The 20,680-nt window shown below is 41.1% G+C and carries 14 protein-coding genes; 8 read left to right on the top strand and 6 right to left on the bottom strand.

The genetic code is table 11. The features are described from left to right. Positions 1-60: 60 nt before the first annotated feature. Positions 61-1,038 (bottom strand): FAD binding domain-containing protein, encoded by a 978-nt coding sequence (locus C8N37_RS17930; RefSeq protein ID WP_108160188.1) that lies wholly within the window; start codon positions 1,036-1,038, stop codon positions 61-63. Then, positions 1,035-1,628 carry a (2Fe-2S)-binding protein gene (locus C8N37_RS17925; RefSeq protein ID WP_108160187.1) on the bottom strand — a complete coding sequence of 198 codons (594 nt, stop codon included), beginning with the start codon at positions 1,626-1,628 and terminating at the stop codon, positions 1,035-1,037. Before C8N37_RS17925 ends, C8N37_RS17930 begins: the two co-directional genes overlap by 4 nt. Before the next feature lie 459 nt (positions 1,629-2,087). On the opposite strand from C8N37_RS17925, the gene C8N37_RS17920 reads away from it, so the two are divergent. From C8N37_RS17920 to C8N37_RS17885, 8 genes are all read left to right on the top strand, one after another. Further along, on the top strand, positions 2,088-3,167 hold the full coding sequence (locus tag C8N37_RS17920) for a baeRF3 domain-containing protein (RefSeq protein ID WP_108160186.1): 1,080 nt from the start codon (positions 2,088-2,090) through the stop codon (positions 3,165-3,167). A gap of 168 nt (positions 3,168-3,335) precedes the next feature. Continuing rightward, positions 3,336-3,860 carry a sigma-70 family RNA polymerase sigma factor gene (locus tag C8N37_RS17915; protein ID WP_094773689.1) on the top strand — a complete coding sequence of 175 codons (525 nt, stop codon included), beginning with the start codon at positions 3,336-3,338 and terminating at the stop codon, positions 3,858-3,860. A gap of 205 nt (positions 3,861-4,065) precedes the next feature. After that, a complete protein-coding gene (locus tag C8N37_RS17910) occupies positions 4,066-5,133 on the top strand; it encodes a FecR family protein (protein ID WP_170114562.1) in 1,068 nt (355 codons plus the stop codon). Between the two features lie 19 nt (positions 5,134-5,152). After that, a complete protein-coding gene (locus C8N37_RS17905; RefSeq protein WP_108160184.1) occupies positions 5,153-8,179 on the top strand; it encodes a SusC/RagA family TonB-linked outer membrane protein in 3,027 nt (1,008 codons plus the stop codon). A 15-nt stretch (positions 8,180-8,194) separates the two neighbouring features. Continuing rightward, positions 8,195-9,844, top strand: a complete 1,650-nt coding sequence (locus C8N37_RS17900) for a RagB/SusD family nutrient uptake outer membrane protein (RefSeq protein WP_108160183.1) — start codon at positions 8,195-8,197, stop codon at positions 9,842-9,844. Between the two features lie 12 nt (positions 9,845-9,856). After that, positions 9,857-10,867 carry a purple acid phosphatase family protein gene (locus tag C8N37_RS17895; RefSeq protein WP_108160182.1) on the top strand — a complete coding sequence of 337 codons (1,011 nt, stop codon included), beginning with the start codon at positions 9,857-9,859 and terminating at the stop codon, positions 10,865-10,867. Between the two features lie 407 nt (positions 10,868-11,274). Continuing rightward, the gene (locus tag C8N37_RS17890) at positions 11,275-12,183 is read left to right on the top strand and encodes a helix-turn-helix domain-containing protein (protein WP_108160181.1); all 909 of its coding nucleotides are present in this window, start codon (positions 11,275-11,277) and stop codon (positions 12,181-12,183) included. Positions 12,184-12,255: 72 nt separating this feature from the next. Next, a complete protein-coding gene (locus tag C8N37_RS17885; protein ID WP_108160180.1) occupies positions 12,256-13,095 on the top strand; it encodes an SDR family NAD(P)-dependent oxidoreductase in 840 nt (279 codons plus the stop codon). Between the two features lie 112 nt (positions 13,096-13,207). On the opposite strand, the gene C8N37_RS17880 is transcribed toward C8N37_RS17885, so the two are convergent. From C8N37_RS17880 to C8N37_RS17865, 4 genes are read right to left on the bottom strand one after another with little or no spacing between them, the layout of a single operon-like run. Beyond that, positions 13,208-14,053 (bottom strand): glycerophosphodiester phosphodiesterase family protein, encoded by an 846-nt coding sequence (locus C8N37_RS17880; protein WP_170114561.1) that lies wholly within the window; start codon positions 14,051-14,053, stop codon positions 13,208-13,210. A 1-nt stretch (position 14,054) separates the two neighbouring features. Beyond that, positions 14,055-15,251 carry a purple acid phosphatase family protein gene (locus C8N37_RS17875; protein ID WP_244914468.1) on the bottom strand — a complete coding sequence of 399 codons (1,197 nt, stop codon included), beginning with the start codon at positions 15,249-15,251 and terminating at the stop codon, positions 14,055-14,057. A gap of 31 nt (positions 15,252-15,282) precedes the next feature. Beyond that, a complete protein-coding gene (locus C8N37_RS17870; RefSeq protein ID WP_108160177.1) occupies positions 15,283-16,935 on the bottom strand; it encodes a SusD/RagB family nutrient-binding outer membrane lipoprotein in 1,653 nt (550 codons plus the stop codon). Between the two features lie 13 nt (positions 16,936-16,948). Next, complete coding sequence (locus tag C8N37_RS17865; protein WP_108160176.1) at positions 16,949-20,596, bottom strand: SusC/RagA family TonB-linked outer membrane protein; 3,648 nt, start codon at positions 20,594-20,596, stop codon at positions 16,949-16,951. Positions 20,597-20,680: the final 84 nt, after the last annotated feature.

Here is a 20,680-nt window from a genome sequence, read left to right as displayed (position 1 = left end):
ATTTTATTTTTTTCGAAAAAATTAGGTACAATGACCAATAATTCCAGTTATTTAAACCGATTAAACGACAAGGCATTGTGCGAGAGCAGTCTCTACAGCACCTTTCAACATGTTAGATTTGAAACCATTGTGTGCCAGGGGATGTAAATCTCCGACAATGATATCCGCAGCTTGGCTAAAAACAAGATCGCTTACATTTTTACCTCTTAAAAATTCTTCTGCCTCCAACCAGCGCCAAGGTTTATGTGCTACTCCTCCAGAAGCAAGCCTGGCATCAATAATACGATCTCCTTGCATATGTAAAGCCGCAGCTACCGAAACTAAAGCAAAAGCATAAGATGCACGATCCCTAATTTTGATATAAGCACAATTTCGCGCAAATGGATTTTCAGGTATTTCAATAAAGGAAATCAAGGCATGCTCAGGTAAGTTATTATCCAAATGAGGATCATTTCCAGGGAGACGATGAAAATCCTGAAAAGGAATAATTGATTTTTTATGATCTGTATCGATTACGTGTACTTGCGCATCCAATGCCACAAATGCCACGCATAGATCAGATGGATGAACAGCTACGCAGTCCTTACTATATCCGATTACCGCACTCATTCTATTTTCGCCTTCATATGCACTACATCCAGAACCCGGTATCCGTTTATTGCAGCTGGTCGTGATATCATAAAAATAGGGACATCGGGTTCGCTGCAAAATGTTGCCACCGGTAGATGCCATATTACGAATTTGAGGAGAAGCACCAGCTAAAACGGCTTTGGACAGTAAGGGCAGCTCTTTTAAAACCGTTTTATCTGTTGCGATTTCTGTATTACGAACCATTGCTCCAATAAAAATACGATTATCCTTTTTGTCGATGTGACGTATAAGTGCATCATTTATATCCAATAAAGTATCCGGAAGATGAATATTTTTTTTCATGAGGTCGACCAGATTGGTCCCTCCAGCGATATACTGTACTTGTTCTTTTTTATGTGAAAGTGCAGTCTTGGTATTGGTCACTTTTATAAGTTCGAATGGCTTCATGATGCAGCAACTTTTTGAATAGATTCAACGATACCATTATAGGCTCCACAACGACAAAGATTGCCGCTCATATATTCCTTAATATCTTCGACGGAATGGGTATGCCCCTCTTTGACACAAGCAATAGCAGACATAATCTGACCGGGAGTGCAGTATCCACATTGAAATCCATCGCAGGATATAAAAGCCTCTTGCATAGGATGCAAGTGATCACCATCGGCAATACCTTCGATAGTCGTCACTTCCTTCCCGACTAGCATCGCAGAGAGCGTCAAACAACTGAGGACCCGTTCTCCATCAACATGTACCGTGCATGCCCCGCACTGACCATGATCGCAACCTTTTTTAGTACCTGTCAAATCCAAATTCTCACGCAACAAATCTAACAAAGTGGTACGGGTATCTGAATCCAGCTGATACGCTTTTTTATTGACAGAAACTGTTAAAGGTACAATACGTTTAGAAGGAACAATAAACTCCTTAACCTGTATATAAGTAGCTTTTAAAACTGCAGGAATGGACGCCAGTAATGTGAATGCTCCTGTAGTTTTTAAAAAAAATCTTCTACTAAAATTCGTATTTTTCTTCATAATTAGAATATTTTTTACGCCATAAAGCAGACATAAAATGCTCGATCTACTCCACTTGAGTTACTGTTAAAACAAATAAAATAGGTCAAAGGTTTTATGAACCACCAAATAGCATTGATTTATATCCGATCATCACATAACATCTCCTGATCATCCATCTAGCATTGACCACTCCGTATCAAATTTCAGTAATAAAGACCAGCTATCATCTACCCGTATTCCTGTTTTTCCTACCATTCTTACTGGTAGGCTGTTCACGCTGCAGATGCTTGAATTGATTTCCATCAATAGAACTTATGTCCATTCACAAACACATTCATCAAGAAGATCTTTTCCCTGTTAAGATAAAGTTAAATACCCAAACTTTCTTGGGTATGAAGTGTTTTTTAACTATATTAACAAAACACTCAACAAATATCAGTTTTAAATTAAATTTCTGATTAATAAAATGTAAAAGTTATGATATTAAAAGAACAATTACAGAAAATCGCCAATGTAAAAAGTATTCCTTGTGTAACCATATCACTGAATACACATCGCACGCATCCGGACAACTTGACAGATGCTGTTTCATTGAAAAATTTACTTAAAGAAGCCGAGGATCGATTGACTGCAGAGTTTGATAAAAAAACGATAGCGCCGCTATTAGAAAAAATACAGACTATAAGTGCTAAAATTGATCTCAATTATAGCTTGGACAGTTTACATATTTTTCTATCCAATGATACAGAGGAAATTATAAAATCTGCATGGCAGACTAGTCACGAAGGTGTACATATCGCCGAAAGATTTGCTGTACGCTCACTCATCAAATCCAATAATAGAAGTACCAATTATTTATTGATGCTGTTGTCGCAAAGTGGCGTAGGAATCTATGAAGCAGTCAATGATAGTATAATTACTGAAATCACTAATGATGACTTTCCTTTTGCTGAGAATACGCTTCAAGTTGAAAATGCAGACCAAGGCAGCAATGCCCGAAAAGTGGACAACATGGTGCGTGAGTATCTAAATCATGTCGATAAAGCATTCGTAAAAGTGCACCACGAAACTGGATTGCCCTGCATCGTGATTGCTACAGAAGATAATTACAGCAAACTGCAACAGGTAGCCGATATCCCAGCTGCTTATATTGGTCATGCTGCAATCAATTATAATCATGTGGCTCCTCATGAAATCGTCAAACAATCTTGGAAGATTATTGAATCCCTACAGCAGCAAGAGCGTACCCAAGCCATCAGTCAGATGAAAGAAGCTGTTGGGACAGGTAAAGTACTGACCGACTTACAAGAAATCTATCAAGCGGCATTAGATGGTCGCGGAGAGCTTCTGATCGTTCATAATGATTTTGCGCAACCAGTGGTCATGCTAGACGAAAGAACTTTTGATCTTGTAGAAGATACAAACCACGAAAATGCACTTGATGATATTGTGAGTAATATCGCTTGGGAAGTATTGTCAAAAAAAGGCCGTGTGGTCTTTACAACACAAGAAGATTTAGCCGATCTAGGTGAAATAGTCTTACAAGTTAGGTATTAATGACTTAAAACAGCTTCACTCATCCATCCTGATCAAGGGCAAATCTAATTGGACCATACATGAGGATGGATGAGTATCCTGATCAAAATTTAAATGGATAGATTCTTCACAAAATCATAATATTCGCTTAATAAATATGCCACAAGGACAGTTTACCTTTGCTCAGGTATGGAACATATTAAAGCGATAAAAGAAGATAACCATCAAATTTTCACTCAGGTCTATGACCAATATCATACCCAAATTTATAGCTTTATCCTACTAAAAACCCGATCCGAATACATTGCTGAGGAAGTAACACAACTTACGTTCATCAAATTATGGAAGCAACGAAACCAATTGAACGAACAACTGGGCATTCATATCCAAATTTTTGGAATGGCTAGACAAGTGATGATCGATTTGCTCCGAAAAGAATCTAACCGTTTTAAGTATGAAGGCGAATCGGCAAATACCCCATTCACCGACAGTTTGATAACTGCTATCGAAAGTAAAGATCTCTTGCAGATCATGGAGCAGGACATCGAAAACATGCCCAAAATGCGTCGTATTGTATTTGAGTTGAGTCGTAAACAAGGACTCACTCATAAAGAAATTGCGCAACTGTATTCCATTTCCCCAAAAACTGTCGAACACCATATTGGCAAAGCGCTTATGCAACTCAAACAGCATATTTATTCGATTATGCTCTAGGTAACATACAGGTATCTAGCACAAATTAAATATTCCATTCCACAACCATTATCTTCCTTATAATAAGATAAATACAAGTCAAAATACTTCCGTATTCCATCCATCCTAGATTAAATAATTGTTAAGTCGCTAGGGATAGCCTGTCGAACCACGTAATGCTAGTATGAGGTTCAGAAAAAAGAAAACAGGCAATCAGCAAAAAAGTATGGAAAAGCGATTTATCCGAAAGCATTTATGGAAAGATCCATCCATTATTGAAGATATATTTCCTGATCAAGAATGGCAGTCCCATGAAGGAGATCCTAACCAGATCACCCCCTCAACTAAAATGGCTCAGTACATCCGTGACGAAATCAACAAGGAAAGTGAACCTGAAGGACGTCATTACAATAGCAAAATTCATCTCAAACGGGTTACCTATTATGCCGCTGCTTCGGTCATCCTATTGTTATCATTGGGTATTTGGTTTTGGATAAAACCAGCTACTTATATTAACAGACCTAATCTAGTTGAGCAACAGAAAAAACCAAGTATTAAAGAGGATACGACCTGGATTTCATTAATCAACAACCAGACATCCATCCAGACACATACCTTACCTGACCGCACTAAAGTCAGATTATCTGCACAAAGTACCATCCGCTACCCAAAACATTTCAGCAATCAGAATCGCGTCATCTACTTAGACGGGAAAGCCTATTTTTCAGTTGCGAAAGATGCCTCACGACCCTTTAGCGTATACGCCAGCGGAACAAAAACAACTGCTCTAGGCACCTCTTTTACTATTGATACACGCAACCAAGCGAAACATATATCTGTGACGCTCCATACCGGAAAAGTTGTCGTTGCTTCAACCGCTCAGCAACCTGCATTTGAAAATGTATTCTTAAAAAATACTGGAGAATCTCTATATTTTAATAAGCAGATGCATATCATAGCGCATCACGCCGGTGTGATTAAAAAAGAAGTAACAGCGATCAGTACTCCTGAACAGAATAAGCTAAGCCTCACTTTAATTCAACTCAACAATATTCCATTGTCTGAGGTTTTTGTTACCCTCAAGACAACTTATAACGCTTCAATAAAAATAGGTGAGCAAGACGTAGCTAACATCCAATACACAGGCAGTATCGATCCACAGCACGAAACACTGCAAGAGGTATTGGCAGTGATCTGTCTCATCAATGACCTGCGTTATGTACAAGAACCGGATGGTTCTTATACCATCTATCGTCAAAAAGAATTTATAACCGATCAGCTTATCAATCCATAAATCAATTACTAATAAAATCATGTTCAACAAACAGAACCAATTCAGAAAAAGCGTGTTATTCTTTGCACTATTTACTGCAGGTCTTTCCCAAGTACAAGCACAGCAGGAACAAGTAAAAGGAGCAACACAAGATGAAAATGGCAAGTTTTTATCTGGAGTCAGCATTAAAGCCCTTCATCGGGAATCGGGTAAAGCTTTCACGACGAGTTCTTCCGAAAAAGGACTTTTCTCTTTTCGTAACCTGCCCGAAGGTGGTCCTTATCAATTTATATTTTCTTCGGTAGGTTTTCGATCAGATACACTATCCGGTTACCGTGTCCAACCCGGAAAACCATTGGCGTTAAGTGTCAAGCTTACCCCCACAGCAACGACATTGGATGAGGTGGTTATCGGATATGGCCGTATCTCCCGAAAAGATCTCACCAGTTCCATTACGACCGTCAAAGCAGAAGATATGAATGTTGGTGTCATGACTTCTCCTGCTCAGATGCTTCAGGGTAAAGTACCGGGATTGACCATATCTACCAACAATAGTAATCCCAATGCCGCACCTTCGGTCAGTTTGCGTGGCGCTTCGACCTTAAGAAGTGGAGAAGCAATGGAACCGTATTATGTGATCGACGGAGTTCCTGGGGCATCACTTGCGCTTGTGGCACCAGACGACATCCAATCGATCGATGTCTTACGTGATGCATCAGCAACGGCTATATATGGATCCAAAGCAGCCAACGGTGTAATTATCGTGACAACCAAACGCGGTAAAGCTGGACAGGCCAGTATCAGTTACAACGGATATTTGGCGATAGACAAAATCGCTAAACGGTATGAGATGATGACCGGAGAGCAGTATAGGCAGTATATTGCTGACAACAAATTTTCGATGGAACCTACAGATGACCTCGGTGCAAATACCGATTGGCAACGCGAGGTCGCACGTACAGGCATATCCAATAATCACAATGTATCCCTTATCGGTGGTACAGAGACAACGCAATATAGTGCCAGCCTCAATAGCTTTAAAAACAATGGTGTGATCAAAGGAACAGATTTAGGCCGCCAGATCGCGCGTGGATTTGTACAAACCAAAGCACTGGACAATCGCCTGACTGCTTCTTTCAGTATTAATACCAGTATCACCAAACAAAATGATGTCCTAGCGCTTGGAGATGGCTTAAGTGTATACGATGCCATGTATTATTATTTACCCGTATCTCCGGTCCGGACAGAATCTGGTGCTTGGTTTGAAAAAACAGATCGTTCTCAATATGTTAATCCCGTGTCATTGATAGAAGAGAATACGAACTATACCAAAAGCAAAATGATACAAGCGCATGCCAAAGTCGGTTATAAAATATTGCCCAGCCTGACCTATAACATTGACCTCTCCTTACAGAACCGTCAGTATAACAATGCGCAATACTATTCTAGCTTATCCATGGCAGCACGTAATCAAAATGGAAAATCTATCCGCGCTGCAGTAGAAGATGAACGCAAGATCATGGAGATGAACCTGAGCTTTGATCGCACAGTTGGAGATGTACACAAGTTTTCAGCGTTAGCCGGTTATTCATGGGAAGAAAACAATAATAATGATGGCTTTCAGTTGACGACTTCGGACTATTACGATGATGGATTAAGCTATTATAATCCAGGTATGGCCAATGTTGTGGATATCTTGGGGTTTGGTAATTATTACCTTTCGACATTACGTATGATCTCTGTATATGGAAGAGTAAATTATGCTTATGACAATAAGTACCTTTTTCAAGCTACAGTAAGACGAGATGGATCTTCGGCATTTGGAGCCAACAACAGATGGGCGACTTTTCCCTCCATTTCAGGAGCTTGGAGACTGTCAGAAGAATCCTTTATTCGTGATATGAATTTCTTCGATGATCTTAAATTGCGTGCTGGTTATGGCGTCAGCGGCAATTCCTTGGGCTTCGATGTATTTACCGCAAGACAAGTCTACGGCGCCACATCGAGTTTCTACACAGATGCTTTCGGCAACGATCTTCGGACGCTCGCAGCGCTTCGAAATTCAAACCCAGATTTACGATGGGAGCGCACTGGGATGCTCAACCTAGGTCTAGATTTCGCATTTCTCCATAATAGATTAAGCGGTACATTAGAATTTTACGATAAAAACACCACGGACCTCATTTATGATTATGCAGTTTCCACGACCAAGTATTTGTATCGGTCATTAACAGCTAATGTCGGTGAAATCAATAATAAAGGAATCGAGCTCACCCTCCATGCTGTTCCGGTAAAATCAACACATTTCAATTGGAACACAGGCATCGTGGCATCCCATAATAAAAATATAGTAACCCGTATTACAAACCAAGAATTTTCGACTGACTACGTAGATTTAGCAGACTTGGGCGGAGCCGGTCAAAGTAATGCTTTTCAGCAACGGCTTCAAGAGGGTGCCCCCATTGGTCAGTTCTACACATGGGAATGGGCTGGTTATAATGATGCAGGTATATCGACCTTCTATGTACGCGATGTACAGACCAAACAACGCACAGGTGAAACCACCATCACGCCAACCAATAAAGATCGCACCATCACCGGAAGTGCACAACCAAAACTAACTTTAGGATGGAACAATACGTTAACCTACAAAAACTTCGCTTTAACCGGTATGTTTCAAGGGGTATTTGGTCACAAGGTCATGAATGCGACACGAGCACGCCATTCCAATGTTGTGGGCAATGCCGGTCAGAAAAACCTACTGGCCAGTGTGATCGAAACGGAAAAAGCTACTGATATCAATGCACACTATTTATCAGACCGATACCTGGAAAATGGCAATTACCTGCGCTTAGCCAATCTGGGACTTTCCTACAACATTCGAAGTATCGGCGGCCAGTTGAAAAACATCAAGCTTTATGCTACTATGAACAATGTATTTGTACTCACCAACTATAAGGGGATAGATCCTGAAGTAGATCTTGGCGGCCTCACTCCTGGTATTGATAACAGGCAGACCTATCCACGCACCCGAACCATCCTGTTTGGTCTAAACTTTAACTTATAATCAGCATATTTTATCATGAAATCAAAACCATATTTCCGTCTTTTTACCCTATCTGCATTTGCGGCAACTTTAGTTGCCTGTACCGATTTAGATGTGGATATCAAATCACAGTATACCGAATTTCCAACCACCGATAGAGCAGCGGAAGCCATATCAGCAGATGTTTATGCTGCATATCGAGCTGCATTAGGCAACAACCATTGGATGGCGCAAACCCTATCCTCTGACGAGGCCGTGAGCCTTTCTTTGGGTACCGATTGGTATGATGGCGGTCGATTCCGCGAGCTCCATGTCCATAATTGGACTCCTGATAATGCCATCCTGCCAACGATGTGGAATGCAGCTATGTCCGGCATCAATCTTTCCAACAATGTACTGGCCATTTTTGGGGATAATGAAAGTGATAAAGCCGCACCAATGCGCGCCATGAGAGCTTACTTTTACTTTATATTGATGGACAATTTTGGAGGAGCACCACTGATCACCGGCAAGGTTGATCAAATTCCAGATCGCTCTTCACGATCTGAAATTGCCAACTTCATCTCCACCGAATTATTGGCTGTTCGAGATCGTTTGCCCAAAGAAGTTTCTGCCTCCACATATGGTAAAGCAACACGTTACATGGCAGATGCTTTGTTAGCCAAATTATACCTCAATTGGGCCGTATATACCTCGAGTGATGTCGCAAACTACACCGCAGGCATGCCTAATGAAAAACTAGCACAGGTAGTAGCAATGTGTGATGACATTATTGGGTCTGGTCAATTTAACCTCAGCAGCCACAAGTTCATGGAAAAATTCCATCCCGACAATGGACCGCAGATCAAAGATTTCATATTTGCTATGCCTTTCGATCGAGAGAAACAGCAAGGAATGAATTATGCACGCTTTTGGATACACCGCAGCGGACAAAATCAATTTGCTCAACTACCACAAAGTGTGGGGGGCACATTCCGCGTATTACCTACTTTCCTAGCCAAATTCAACCTGACAGGTGATGACAGAAATGCGGCTTACATGGGTGGACTTCAATACTATTGGTCTGACTATGCTCCAGATCTAACGCGTCCATTTTTAATCAAAACTTCTAAAAAAGGGATCGATCAAGACTATGCCGGCAGCGATGCTAATGTCACTTTTGACTGGCATATGGAAACGACAAAAGAAATCAAACTTCGCCCAGATGGAGGTCCGACACTCAATGCAGGTAATGATCAAAAAGGGCGATCGATGGGCTACCGATCGGTTAAATTTTACATGGATGTAAACGTAACGGCTGCAAATAATAGAAATCAAAGTAACGATGTGCCTATCTTCCGATATGCCGATATTTTATTGATGAAAGCCGAAGCGATCTTACGGGGTGCAGCACCTACAAATGGGGAAACACCCATGTCGCTGATGAATCAAATACGTGCCTATGTCAATGCTCCTGCATTAACTGCCCCACCTACTTTAACCGATATACTGGACGAGCGAGCGAGGGAATTTTCTGATGAATCTTGGCGCAGAAATGATTTGATCCGCTTTGGCAAATTTGAGGAAGACTGGGGATTCAAATCTTTATACAGCGCAGGATATTCGGAACGCTTCCGCCGCATATTTCCTATCCCAAGACCTGTGATGGAAGTGAATACAAAATGGAAACAGAATAACGGGTACTAATCACAGTTGAACATGAAAAGAAGAGCATTTGTCATCAGTACCTTGGGTACTGCTATGGCCAGTAGACTTTCTGGTTTACCTTTGGGGAATATAGTTGATGGATCAACAACAAGAATAGAGAGCGAAGATATCAATAGCCGCGCTTTGCTAAGAGACGAGTATGATCTGCATTTTTTAGCTGTTGGCGATTGGGGACGCAATGGTGCTGACCATCAGATCCAGGTGGCACAGCAAATGGGCAAATGGGCCAGCGAGCATCCCAATGATTTTATCATCTCGACAGGTGATAATTTTTATCCTTCAGGAGTTGCTAGCGAACACGATCCGCTATGGCATTATTCATTTGAAAATGTCTATACCGATTTCTCTTTGCAATGGGATTGGTATCCGATCTTGGGAAATCATGATTACAAGTCAGATCCCGATGCCCAGATACGCTACAGCAGCATTAGCCGTAGATGGAAGATGCCAGCACGTTATTACAGTAAAACATTTAAGATCAAGGATGACGTCGAGGTGCTTTTCGCTTTTATAGACACCAATCCATTGATACCCGAATTCTATCAGAATAGCGAATATGGTCCCCATGTGAGTGGTCAACAACCTGAAAAACAAATCGCTTGGCTAGATGAGCTGCTTCAATCTTCTAAAGCAAAATGGAAGATTGTAGTCGGTCATCATCCGCTATATACGGCAGGTCCGCGCACGGAGAACTATGATACATTAGCTGTCAGGAAGGTCTTGCAACCCTTGTTAACCAAACATCGGATTCCATTATACCTGTCTGGACACGAACATTCTATGCAGCATTTAAAGATGGATAACAATTGTTTCCATCAGTTCATTTCAGGAAGCGGTTCTGAAGTGACTCCTGTTAAAAAAGGTTTAAGTTATAGTCGCTTTGAGGCCTCTATTTATGGGTTTATGTACTTCTCCCTAAATCAGGATCGATTACAGGTGCAGTGCATCGACCACCAAGGAAACGTTATTTACAGGACCATCCTTTCTAGCGGTACACCGTAAATAAGAGGAATAAAACAATCTAGCAATACAAGGAGATACAGATTTTGTATCTCCTTTTTTACCGTAGCTTAATTAAAAATTACAGATCATTTTACATAAAAACCACTCTTACGCCTTTTGGAACCAGACTCCTATTTTTCCATATTGCCCCCTCTCTTCAACATTCGCAATAACATCCAATTTCGTGATACATATTGCTGATAAGCTAAATTGTTCTTGTTAAACTCATCATACCTTGCCCCCCTTTTCACAATCGCTAAAAATGCTGCTAGGACATCAACAGCTAATGGATTTATACCAATTGTATCTATGAAAATTTTTCAAATAGATACGATGAAGTCTGCATGACAGACTATTGTAGAGAACCGAGCACGCTTTCAGTTGTTTGTTTTTTGTAACTTTGAAAAATGGAAAAGACACAATCAATTGAAGATTTTTATAAGACCAAGCTCAATTGGGTCCCTGATAATATCCGGAAAGAGATTGGCCATTTTAATGTATTTAGATTAGATGATTTTGTAGGTAGCCATGCCAAACCGGTACCATACAGTAGGAAAGACTATTATAAAATCAGCTTAATTATTGGCAAAAACAAAATTTATTATGCCGATAAGGAAATCGAGATAAAAAAGCAAGCACTTTTATTTGCCAACCCGCAGATCCCCTATAATTGGGAATCAGTTGACGACGAGCAGTCCGGTTTTTTCTGTGTGTTTACGCCTTCATTTTTTCATCATTTCGGAAACTTGAGAAATTATGAAGTCTTCCAGCCTAATGGAACTCCAATTTTTGAACTTAGCGACGAACAAACCGAAAAGATAAAGCATATCTACTTGACTATGTTTGAAGAAATTGATTCGGAGTATGTACATAAATACGATGCGTTGCGGAATTTGGTGTTTGAAATTCTGCATCAAACCTTAAAAATGCAGCCCGCAAAAAAGATCGAAAAACAAGAAATCAATGCTTCACATCGTATCGCTATTTTGTTTCTGGAACTACTAGAAAGACAATTTCCTATTGAAGATGCCAGACAAAGGGTACATTTTCGTTCTGCATCTGATTTTGCCGGTCAACTTGCAGTACATGTCAACCATTTGAGCAGAGCAGTCAAAGAAATCACCCATAAAACTCCCACCCAAATCATTGCCGAACGCTTGCTACAAGAAGCTAAAGTTCTTTTAGTCCAAACCGATTGGAATGTATCTGAAATTGCTTTTGCATTAGGCTTTACCGAAGTGACGCATTTCAATAATTTCTTCAAAAAACATTTAGACATTAATCCCACGAAATTTAGAAATGTTATAATTTCGTAAGTTATTGTTAGCTTTTCGTTATCCTACTCTTGAGCATCATTTTACATTTGTATTATCATAAAAATCAAAACGATGAATACAAAAAAAGTATGGTTAGTCACAGGAGCTTCAAAAGGTTTGGGCTTATCACTAGTGAAAAAATTATTAAAAGAAGGATTTAGGGTAATTGCCACCTCTCGGAATAAACACACTTTGATCCAAGAGCTTGGTGATGTATCGGATTTATTTTTACCAATAGAAGTAAATTTATCCGACAACGAGGACGTAAAAAATGCAATTGCAACGAGTATAGCGCATTTTGGAAAGCTAGATGTTATCGTTAACAATGCAGGTTTTGGACAAATAGGCACTTTAGAAGAATTAACGGACGAAGAAGCGAGAAGCAGTTTTGACATCAATGTCTTCGGCTCCTTAAATATCATTAGAAACGCGATGCCTTATTTACGCCAACATAAATCGGGACATATTTTTAATATTGCTTCGATAGGTGGTTTTTCGGGGGGATTTGCAGGTTGGGGAATTTATTGTGCCACTAAATTTGCTGTTGCGGGTTTAACAGAAAGTCTAGCTGAAGAAGTAAAAGGATTTGGAATAAAGGCAACGGTCGTATATCCGGGATATTTTCGCACCGATTTTCTAGCTAAAGGATCTGTTCAGACTCCACAGCATACGATAGCAGCATACGAAGCCGCCCGTCAATCTGAACAAGCACACTTGAACGATATTGATGGCCATCAACCCAATGATCCTGATAAAGCAGCCGATGCATTAATCGCCATATCCCAATCAGAAAATCCACCCGTACATTTATTTTTGGGCAGCGACGCTTATGATATTGTTTATAAAAAGATAGATATCCTCACCAATGATGTCGAGCAATGGAAAAGTTATACCCTATCGACGGCACTGTAATAACATCATTTTTTCACCAGTAAAGCATAGAGCCTCAAAGAGGCTTATAAAACACAAAGTGTCTTCTATCAGATGACAGAAGACACTTTGTGTTTATAATTGCTCCATTTATTTATTTTTCACTCCCTAACATCTTGGTCCATAGCGCTGGATAGTCCGTCTGAATAATCTTAATATAAGGATACTTTTTTAGAAACAGTTCGTAAACACTATTACCCTGCCTAAGCGCTTGCTTATCGATATCACCCAAACTATTCATCCATAATGTGACACCCTGATCTTTCAGCTTTACTAATTCACTATAATTATCGAAAGACTCATCAATATGAACAATGGAAGTACGATTGGATTTTAGTATCTCATGCAGATCTTTCATACTTCGTGCACGTGGAAAAAGAGTGATACCAGGATTCAGCTTATAAAGCTTTTCGATAGCTCGGTGATCATATAAAAAGAAAAGAACTTCATCTTCCATATTTTCTGCGGCAATCAATTCAAAAGTTTTTGCCACATACCTTTCGTCTTCTTCCTTAAAGTCAATATCCAAGATAATTTTGCCCTTACATAAACGCAGCACTTCTTCCAACGTTGGAACACGATCGTTAGAGGCTGCACCTGCAGGTGCAGCCCGTAAATACAAATCTTGTATTTCAGCATAGCTTAGGTTACTGACTTTCCCCTTACCAGTCGTTGTGCGGTCTACCATGCCATCATGCATCAAGATCAGCACGCCATCTTTGGTACTACGAATATCAATCTCAACAATAGAAACCCCTAAAGATATAGCCTCCAATATCGCTGGAATAGAATTTTCAGGATACTGTGTATGCACCCCTCGATGTGCCGCAATATGGATGTCCTTCTTCCCCAACTCTGCTAACAATCGCACAGACTGTGCATAGACCGTTGAGAACAACAAACATGATGCGATCAAAAATATACGAATAGCATGTCCCATTTTATTTCTTAGATAATTCAAATGAGTCAAACAGCTGCCCATTGAGTTTATAACTTGAAAAATAAAGCTTTTCATCAGTCACCCGAATAACTTGGTAGAGCTGTGTCTGCGCACCTGACACTTCCATCCAACGTTCCGAATCAGAACCATACATCTTTGGCCCTGCTACTGAAAGGAGATATACCGGACGAACTTGACCAGCTGTTCCTCGTGCATAGGTATGATCATGTCCCTGCAAAACCAAGTCTACGCCATATTTTTCAAAAATAGGTCTAAAACGTTCTCGAAGAATGGTATTGTCTCTATTCTTTGCTGTTGAATAAACCGGATGGTGCATAACCACAATATTCCATTTGGCTTTTGAAGATGCCAAAACCTCCGTTAACCATTGTTCCTGTTTTTGAGCAGCAATAGAATCCAACATGATTAATTGCGAATTTAATGAGATCATGCGCACATCCTGATAATCTAGGTAATACACTGCGTCCTGCATATCCGCAGGTCCATTTTTAGGAAGATTAAAATGCATTTTCCAGTGCGGATCTAAGATCAGCTGCCCCATAGAGTCTCTGCGGTATTCATGATTGCCTGGTGTGGGTACAGCAGGTATCATCTGATGGATAAATCCAGCTCCTTCATGCCATTCACCCCATTCGCTATCGTTATTAGAACGGTTTATCAGATCGCCAGCATGGACAATAAAACGTGCATTAGGCTCCTGTTGAAAAGCTTTACGAATAGAACGAGACCATTTCGAACGTAGATCATTCTGTGCATCGCCCAGGTAAATAAATGAAAAACCACCCTTTACATCGGCCGTACGAAACTGATTCCACGCACTCCAATTCGTCCCATCGCCTACACGATAGGTATATAGTGTACCAGGCTTTAGGCCTTCAAATGAAACCTGCCCATAGTTATCCGCAGTCTGCCCCTCAATTTTCAAAGGGCTCGTTACACCTATTACCGTCTGTGCAGATTTCTCCAGATCCGGGTTGCTCTGCTCTTCTACAACCTGCCCCACAGCTTTAATAGAAGAACCATTTATCCGCCAACTTACAGATTGTGTCGTTGATGGCTGATCTGACCAAGTCAGTGTGATACGATCAGGATATAGGCTGTGATCGTTCGTTTGTGCTGTTCCTGTATATAGGGCACAGCACAGACTCAAGGATAAAATTAAATTCTTTAAAATCATTATCATCAATATTAATGGTTTACATATAAAATTACCAGGGCTTACTTGTTCCCTGTAGCAGCCAAGACTTGGACCATGCACTATTTTCATTATCGGCTTGCGAGTAGGCCGTTTTTTCAATTCTAGCCAAGGCTTCAGTCGCATTTTTTTGATTCACACTCATTTCATTTTGCATATACGGAATACGTAATGGCAATTGAGAACGAATCGCAGCAGGACCAGCTTTCAATTGCGGATAGCCCGTTCTTCTGTAGTCAAACCAAGCCTGTGTTGCTGTTGACCAGTTAGAAATCCATTTCTGCTCCATAATCTGTGCTTGTGTATTATTAAAAGCGACACCAGGCTGTTGAATATATACGTTATACGCATCTTCTTTGCCCCAGGTAGCGAGCGAATTGCGCACGCCCTGCTCATAATAGGCCTTAGGAGACTCTGGCAATGTCCATCCCTTCCAAGCCGCTTCAGCTAATATAAAACTCACTTCAGATGCCGCGAGTAGTCTAGCTTTCAGTATTCCACCTTTTGCAGCCTTATAGCTATCATTGAGATAAGAAACATGCGGATTCATCGACGTTTGTCCAGGACTCGGATTGAGATTATAAGCCGATGGGTTTTTGGACACACTAGGTGGTAGTCCCACATATTCCGCATCGACATCCACCGCAATACCTTTGACCACATCGGGTGAAACAATACGTACACCATTCACGATTTTATCCGTCCCACTCGGTTCAGTCGTGCGGATCTCGATCGGGATTTCCACCTTTTTTGCCCAAACCGCTATTCGTGGATCATGAAGCGCTTGTAAACGATCAATAAGTGTTGCACACATCTTCATCCGGCGAAAGTTACTGCCACTTGCATCAAAAACGGTATTCGAGGGCCAAGAATCTGATGCATTGTTGCCAACAAAATTCATCACAACCTCGTCCGCTGCACTTGTGATTATCGGAAAGTCTGCCGGGTGAGCCAGCATATTTTCTATTCCTTGCTTGGCATAGGTATTTTCTTTTTCAGCGATGCGCATGTAGTAGCGCAATGCCAATGAATTTGCAAAGCGACGCCATTTTTCGACGTTACCCCCAAAATAGATATCTGCGCTTGCCAAAACGTCATAACGACCATTAGGTTTTGAAAACAAGGTGTTTGCCTGTTTCAGCTCTTCAATTATGCCCTTGTAGATCACGTCCTGTCGATCAAACTTGGGGAAATTATACTGCACTCCACCCTGTTCAGCTTTCAGCGCATCCGTATAGGGAGCATCGCCCCACAAATCTGTGATCAACCCAAAAAGATAAGCGCGCATAACCAGTGAAACACCATGATGAAAATCAAACCCCAATTCTTCCGATCGGCGGCGCATCAATTCGTTATCGCGTAGAAACCCGTAATAAGCATCCCAACTTAATATTCCCCCGGTCCACTCATAATCATTGTGTGAGCCAAACCAGGCATCCAATTGCGTATGCTGCACCACACCTCCCAGATCTGTAAAACTGAGATCGTTATATTTACTTCCAGTACCAGCAAGTATAGTCGGCAAAAGTAAGTTTGGGTTTGCTTCTTCCTCACTTACACCATTGGGATTGATATTGATTTCTGTTAGATCTTTACAGCTCCACAAGCATAAACTGATAGCAGATACAAACAGCGATATTTTTATAGTTTTAAAATAATTGTTCATTGTTGGCTTTATATTAAAATGTGATATTAACCTTAAATCCGATCGGCATAGCCCAAGGAGTCACGTTGTACCTTTCTATCCCTTGCTTAAAACCGACTCCTACTTCAGATTGAAAAGCCATTTCGGGATCAATGCCAACCTTAGCCTTCGTCCATAAAAGGAGATTGCGGGTATACACCCCTACACTTCCCCCATCGATGCCCATACGGCTAAGCCATTTTCCTTTCAGATCATAACTGAAGGACAGTTCTCTTAATTTAATAAAAGAGGCGTCAAAGGTCGCTGCATTCATAAAATCCCAAGGGTAATTATCAGAGTAAGCTATATATTTTGTACCCTCACCTCCCAGATTTTCTTTATATCCCGTGATATTTCCTTTGGCATCGTATTCGGCAATGACACCGGGGTTGAATACGCCGAAATTTCCAACATTTCCACCCACATTAATAGGGTATCCGCCATATTCATCACCAGGCCCACCAACAATAGGATAACGATTGCCCTGCACACGCACCAGATCATTTTCAATCAGATAGTTACGCAATGACTCTCCAGTCAGCCCATTTGGATTGATCAATTGATCCAAAAACCGTTGCGTAGTCAGGTTCGATTCAAAATATCGGTAAGTCTGGGACATAAACTTACCTCCAAAACGCATATCGGCAGCGATGTTCATGGTCCACTTTTTATAGCGTAGAGAAGACTGGATCCCCATACTGAAATCAGGATTAAAATTGCCGATCTTATTACGGCTATTATTAATACGTACGGCCTGCCAAGAACCATTTTTATCCAAGATAGGGTAACCATTGTAAGGCGATGATGGATCTTCGACAGTCACGAGTTTAGAGTCATACAGATCGCCGATCTCTTCCCCTACGTAAGTACGTGCTCCACCACGACCATCCGTCCAGAATGTATGAAACTCGACACCTTCCGACAGCGCATTGATCCGCGTTCGGTTACGATGCCAATTAACACCTAGATCCCAGGTCCAGTTTTCTTTTTCAACAGGACGTCCAGACAATGCCAGTTCTATTCCCTTGCTACTCAGTAGACCTGCATTAATATTTCTCGAACTAAATCCACTGGAGCTCGGCAATGTCGTAGAAATGATCTGATTTTTGTTATCTAGCGTATAGTAGGTTCCTTCAAATTTTAACCTGTTTTTCAAGATTCCGATATCAGCACCAACCTCGTAGGAAGTGGCCTCTTCTGGCTTAAGATCTGGTAAGAGAAGTTTTCCAGAACGTGTGATACGCAATACATCCCCCCAGCTTCCTGGATTACTCAGCACATTAAACAAATTGTAGCTTCCGGTATCATTTCCGACACGGGCTATACCCCCCCGCAACTTGAAGAGACTCACAGCCGTTGGCAGCGTAAAAACACGGTCGGCCAATACACTCAGGGATGCCGACGGATAGAAGTAAGAACGATTGGCGGCGGGTAAAGTACTTGACCAATCATTTCGACCTGTCAGATCCAGGTATACCATATCCCGATAACTGAGGTTTATTAATCCGTAGACGCTATTGACAGCACGCTCTGAAAGACTACTTGCAAAATCCAAATTCAGCGGACTGATATTAGCCAGGTTGTACAAACCTGGAGTGGTTAGACCAGCACCATTCTTAGAGGCATTTTGTACCGAATTTGATTTAGAATAACGGAGGTTCCCACCTAAAGATCCTGTTGCATGAAAGTCGCCCAATTTCTTATTATAGGTAGTCAGAAAATCAATATTCTGTTCCATATTCATCAGATTGACGATACCATAGGCACCTCGTGGTTCATTGGTATAGCTGTACGGAATCTTGGTTTCCCGATTCTCCCAGTATACATCTGTCGCATAGCGCACCATCATATTCCAATCCTTCCGAATGTTCCAATCCAAGCGCAAATTTCCAAATACACGATCGCGCACGAAACCATTGTTAACACCATAGGCTAAAAAATAAGGATTATTAAAATTCCCCATAGACTGCGAGCGTTGCTGTAACCCTTCCTGTCCAGGCATCCAATAATCTTTCAGATCCAATATATTAATATGTGGTGCCACTTCATATGCCGCTTGCAAAGGATTTGTTCCGCGATTGGTAGCAGGACGATTATTTGAATTGTTTCGACTCGCATCCAAAGACATCCCCAATGAAAGATTATCGCGCAAACGCATCGTTGCATTGATATTCAACGTATTTCTAAACAAGTCCGCATGAGGTACAATACCCCTATTGTTCATATTAGAATAAGAAAAACGGTAATCAAGTCGTTCACTGCGATTAGCCAATGAAATACCGTTGGTACTCGTTATTCCGGTCTGTACAAAATTTTTGATATTATTCGGGTAAGACTTTAATTCCGTCGGGATCTGGTTGCCATTGGCATCACGTGGGCTATTCCATTGGATGGCCTTATACCCCTTATCTAGAGCAGGTCCTACCATGTAACTGGATTCGTCTTCAATTTTCAGATCTCCGGGAAGATCTCCTGGTTTCCAAGGCATCGTACCACTCGCAAATTTATTATGCAAGTCGATGTAGTGATACGGAATATCGAATACGGTATTGGCTGTTACGTTTATCGTCATTTTCTCCGCATTTTTACCGCTCTTGGTGGTGATCAAAACAACACCATTACCAGCTCGCGATCCATACAGAGCAGCGGCACTAGGGCCTTTTAAAACAGATATATTTTCAATATCCTCTGGATTGATATTGGATATCGCATTGCCATAATCGACCTTATTATCATCACCGATTTGGCCGATATTATTGAGCTGATTCATAATCGGCACGCCATCAACGACAAACAGAGGCTGATTATCGGTACTTAAAGATGAAGCACCACGAATCACCATACTCACCGAAGAACCTGTAGGACCTGTGGCACTGATCGCAACCCCCGGAACCTTTCCTGCCATAGCAATCATAAAATTATCATTGTTCACCCGATTCAGATCTTCACCCTTCACCGTACCTACAGCGTATCCAAGTGAGCGGTCCTGACGCTTGATGCCCAGAGCAGTGACCACCACTTCTCCTAGTTCATTTTTATTTTCCTCTAAAATGACAGACTGTACTCCAGAGGTATTGGCATCGATCTTAACAGCATTTACTTCTTTGGTTCCATAAGATATATGGCTAACCAAGATGTTATAAGTACCGGCCGGAACTCTCAATTGAGCATCGCCCTTAGCATTGGTCAGTACACTTTGATCGTTGGATCTAATTTTAATAGATGCTCCGGCAATAGGATTACGTGCTTCATCGCTGACATGCATACGCAAATTAAAGGTCTGCTGCGCCTGTTCTGCCACCAAAACCACGGCACCGTTTACTTTTTTTGACTGGATGTTGGTATTTCTCAAAATATAACGCAATACCTCTTCAAAGCTTGCGTTTTGAAAAGTGCGCTCTTTGACCGCAACTTTCTCCAATTGTAAAACTTGCTTGTCATAACCGATACCGAGACCCGTTTGCTGCGAAAGAAGCATAAGCGCCTGCGAAGCATTGCCTTCTTTTAGATGGATATTAATTCCTTCAGATTTTACTTGCCTACTATGGGCAAATACTGAGGTTGCGTTAACCTCAGAAATGGATACAAATGAGCTGAAAGCTAATGCAGCAGCCAATGTGCTGAGCTTCGTGATTTTATACATATATTTGCATTAATGTTTATCATTAACATGAATTAAGGGTGCTCACTGGTCGATTTTGCGGTTTTCCAGATGAGCACTTTTCTA

The sequence above is a fragment of the Sphingobacterium faecium genome (genome assembly GCF_003054045.1).
GTDB classification, from domain to species: Bacteria; Bacteroidota; Bacteroidia; order Sphingobacteriales; family Sphingobacteriaceae; genus Sphingobacterium; species Sphingobacterium faecium.
The sequence above is the reverse complement of the archived record's forward strand: the minus strand, read 5'-3'. Positions and strand labels throughout refer to the sequence as shown.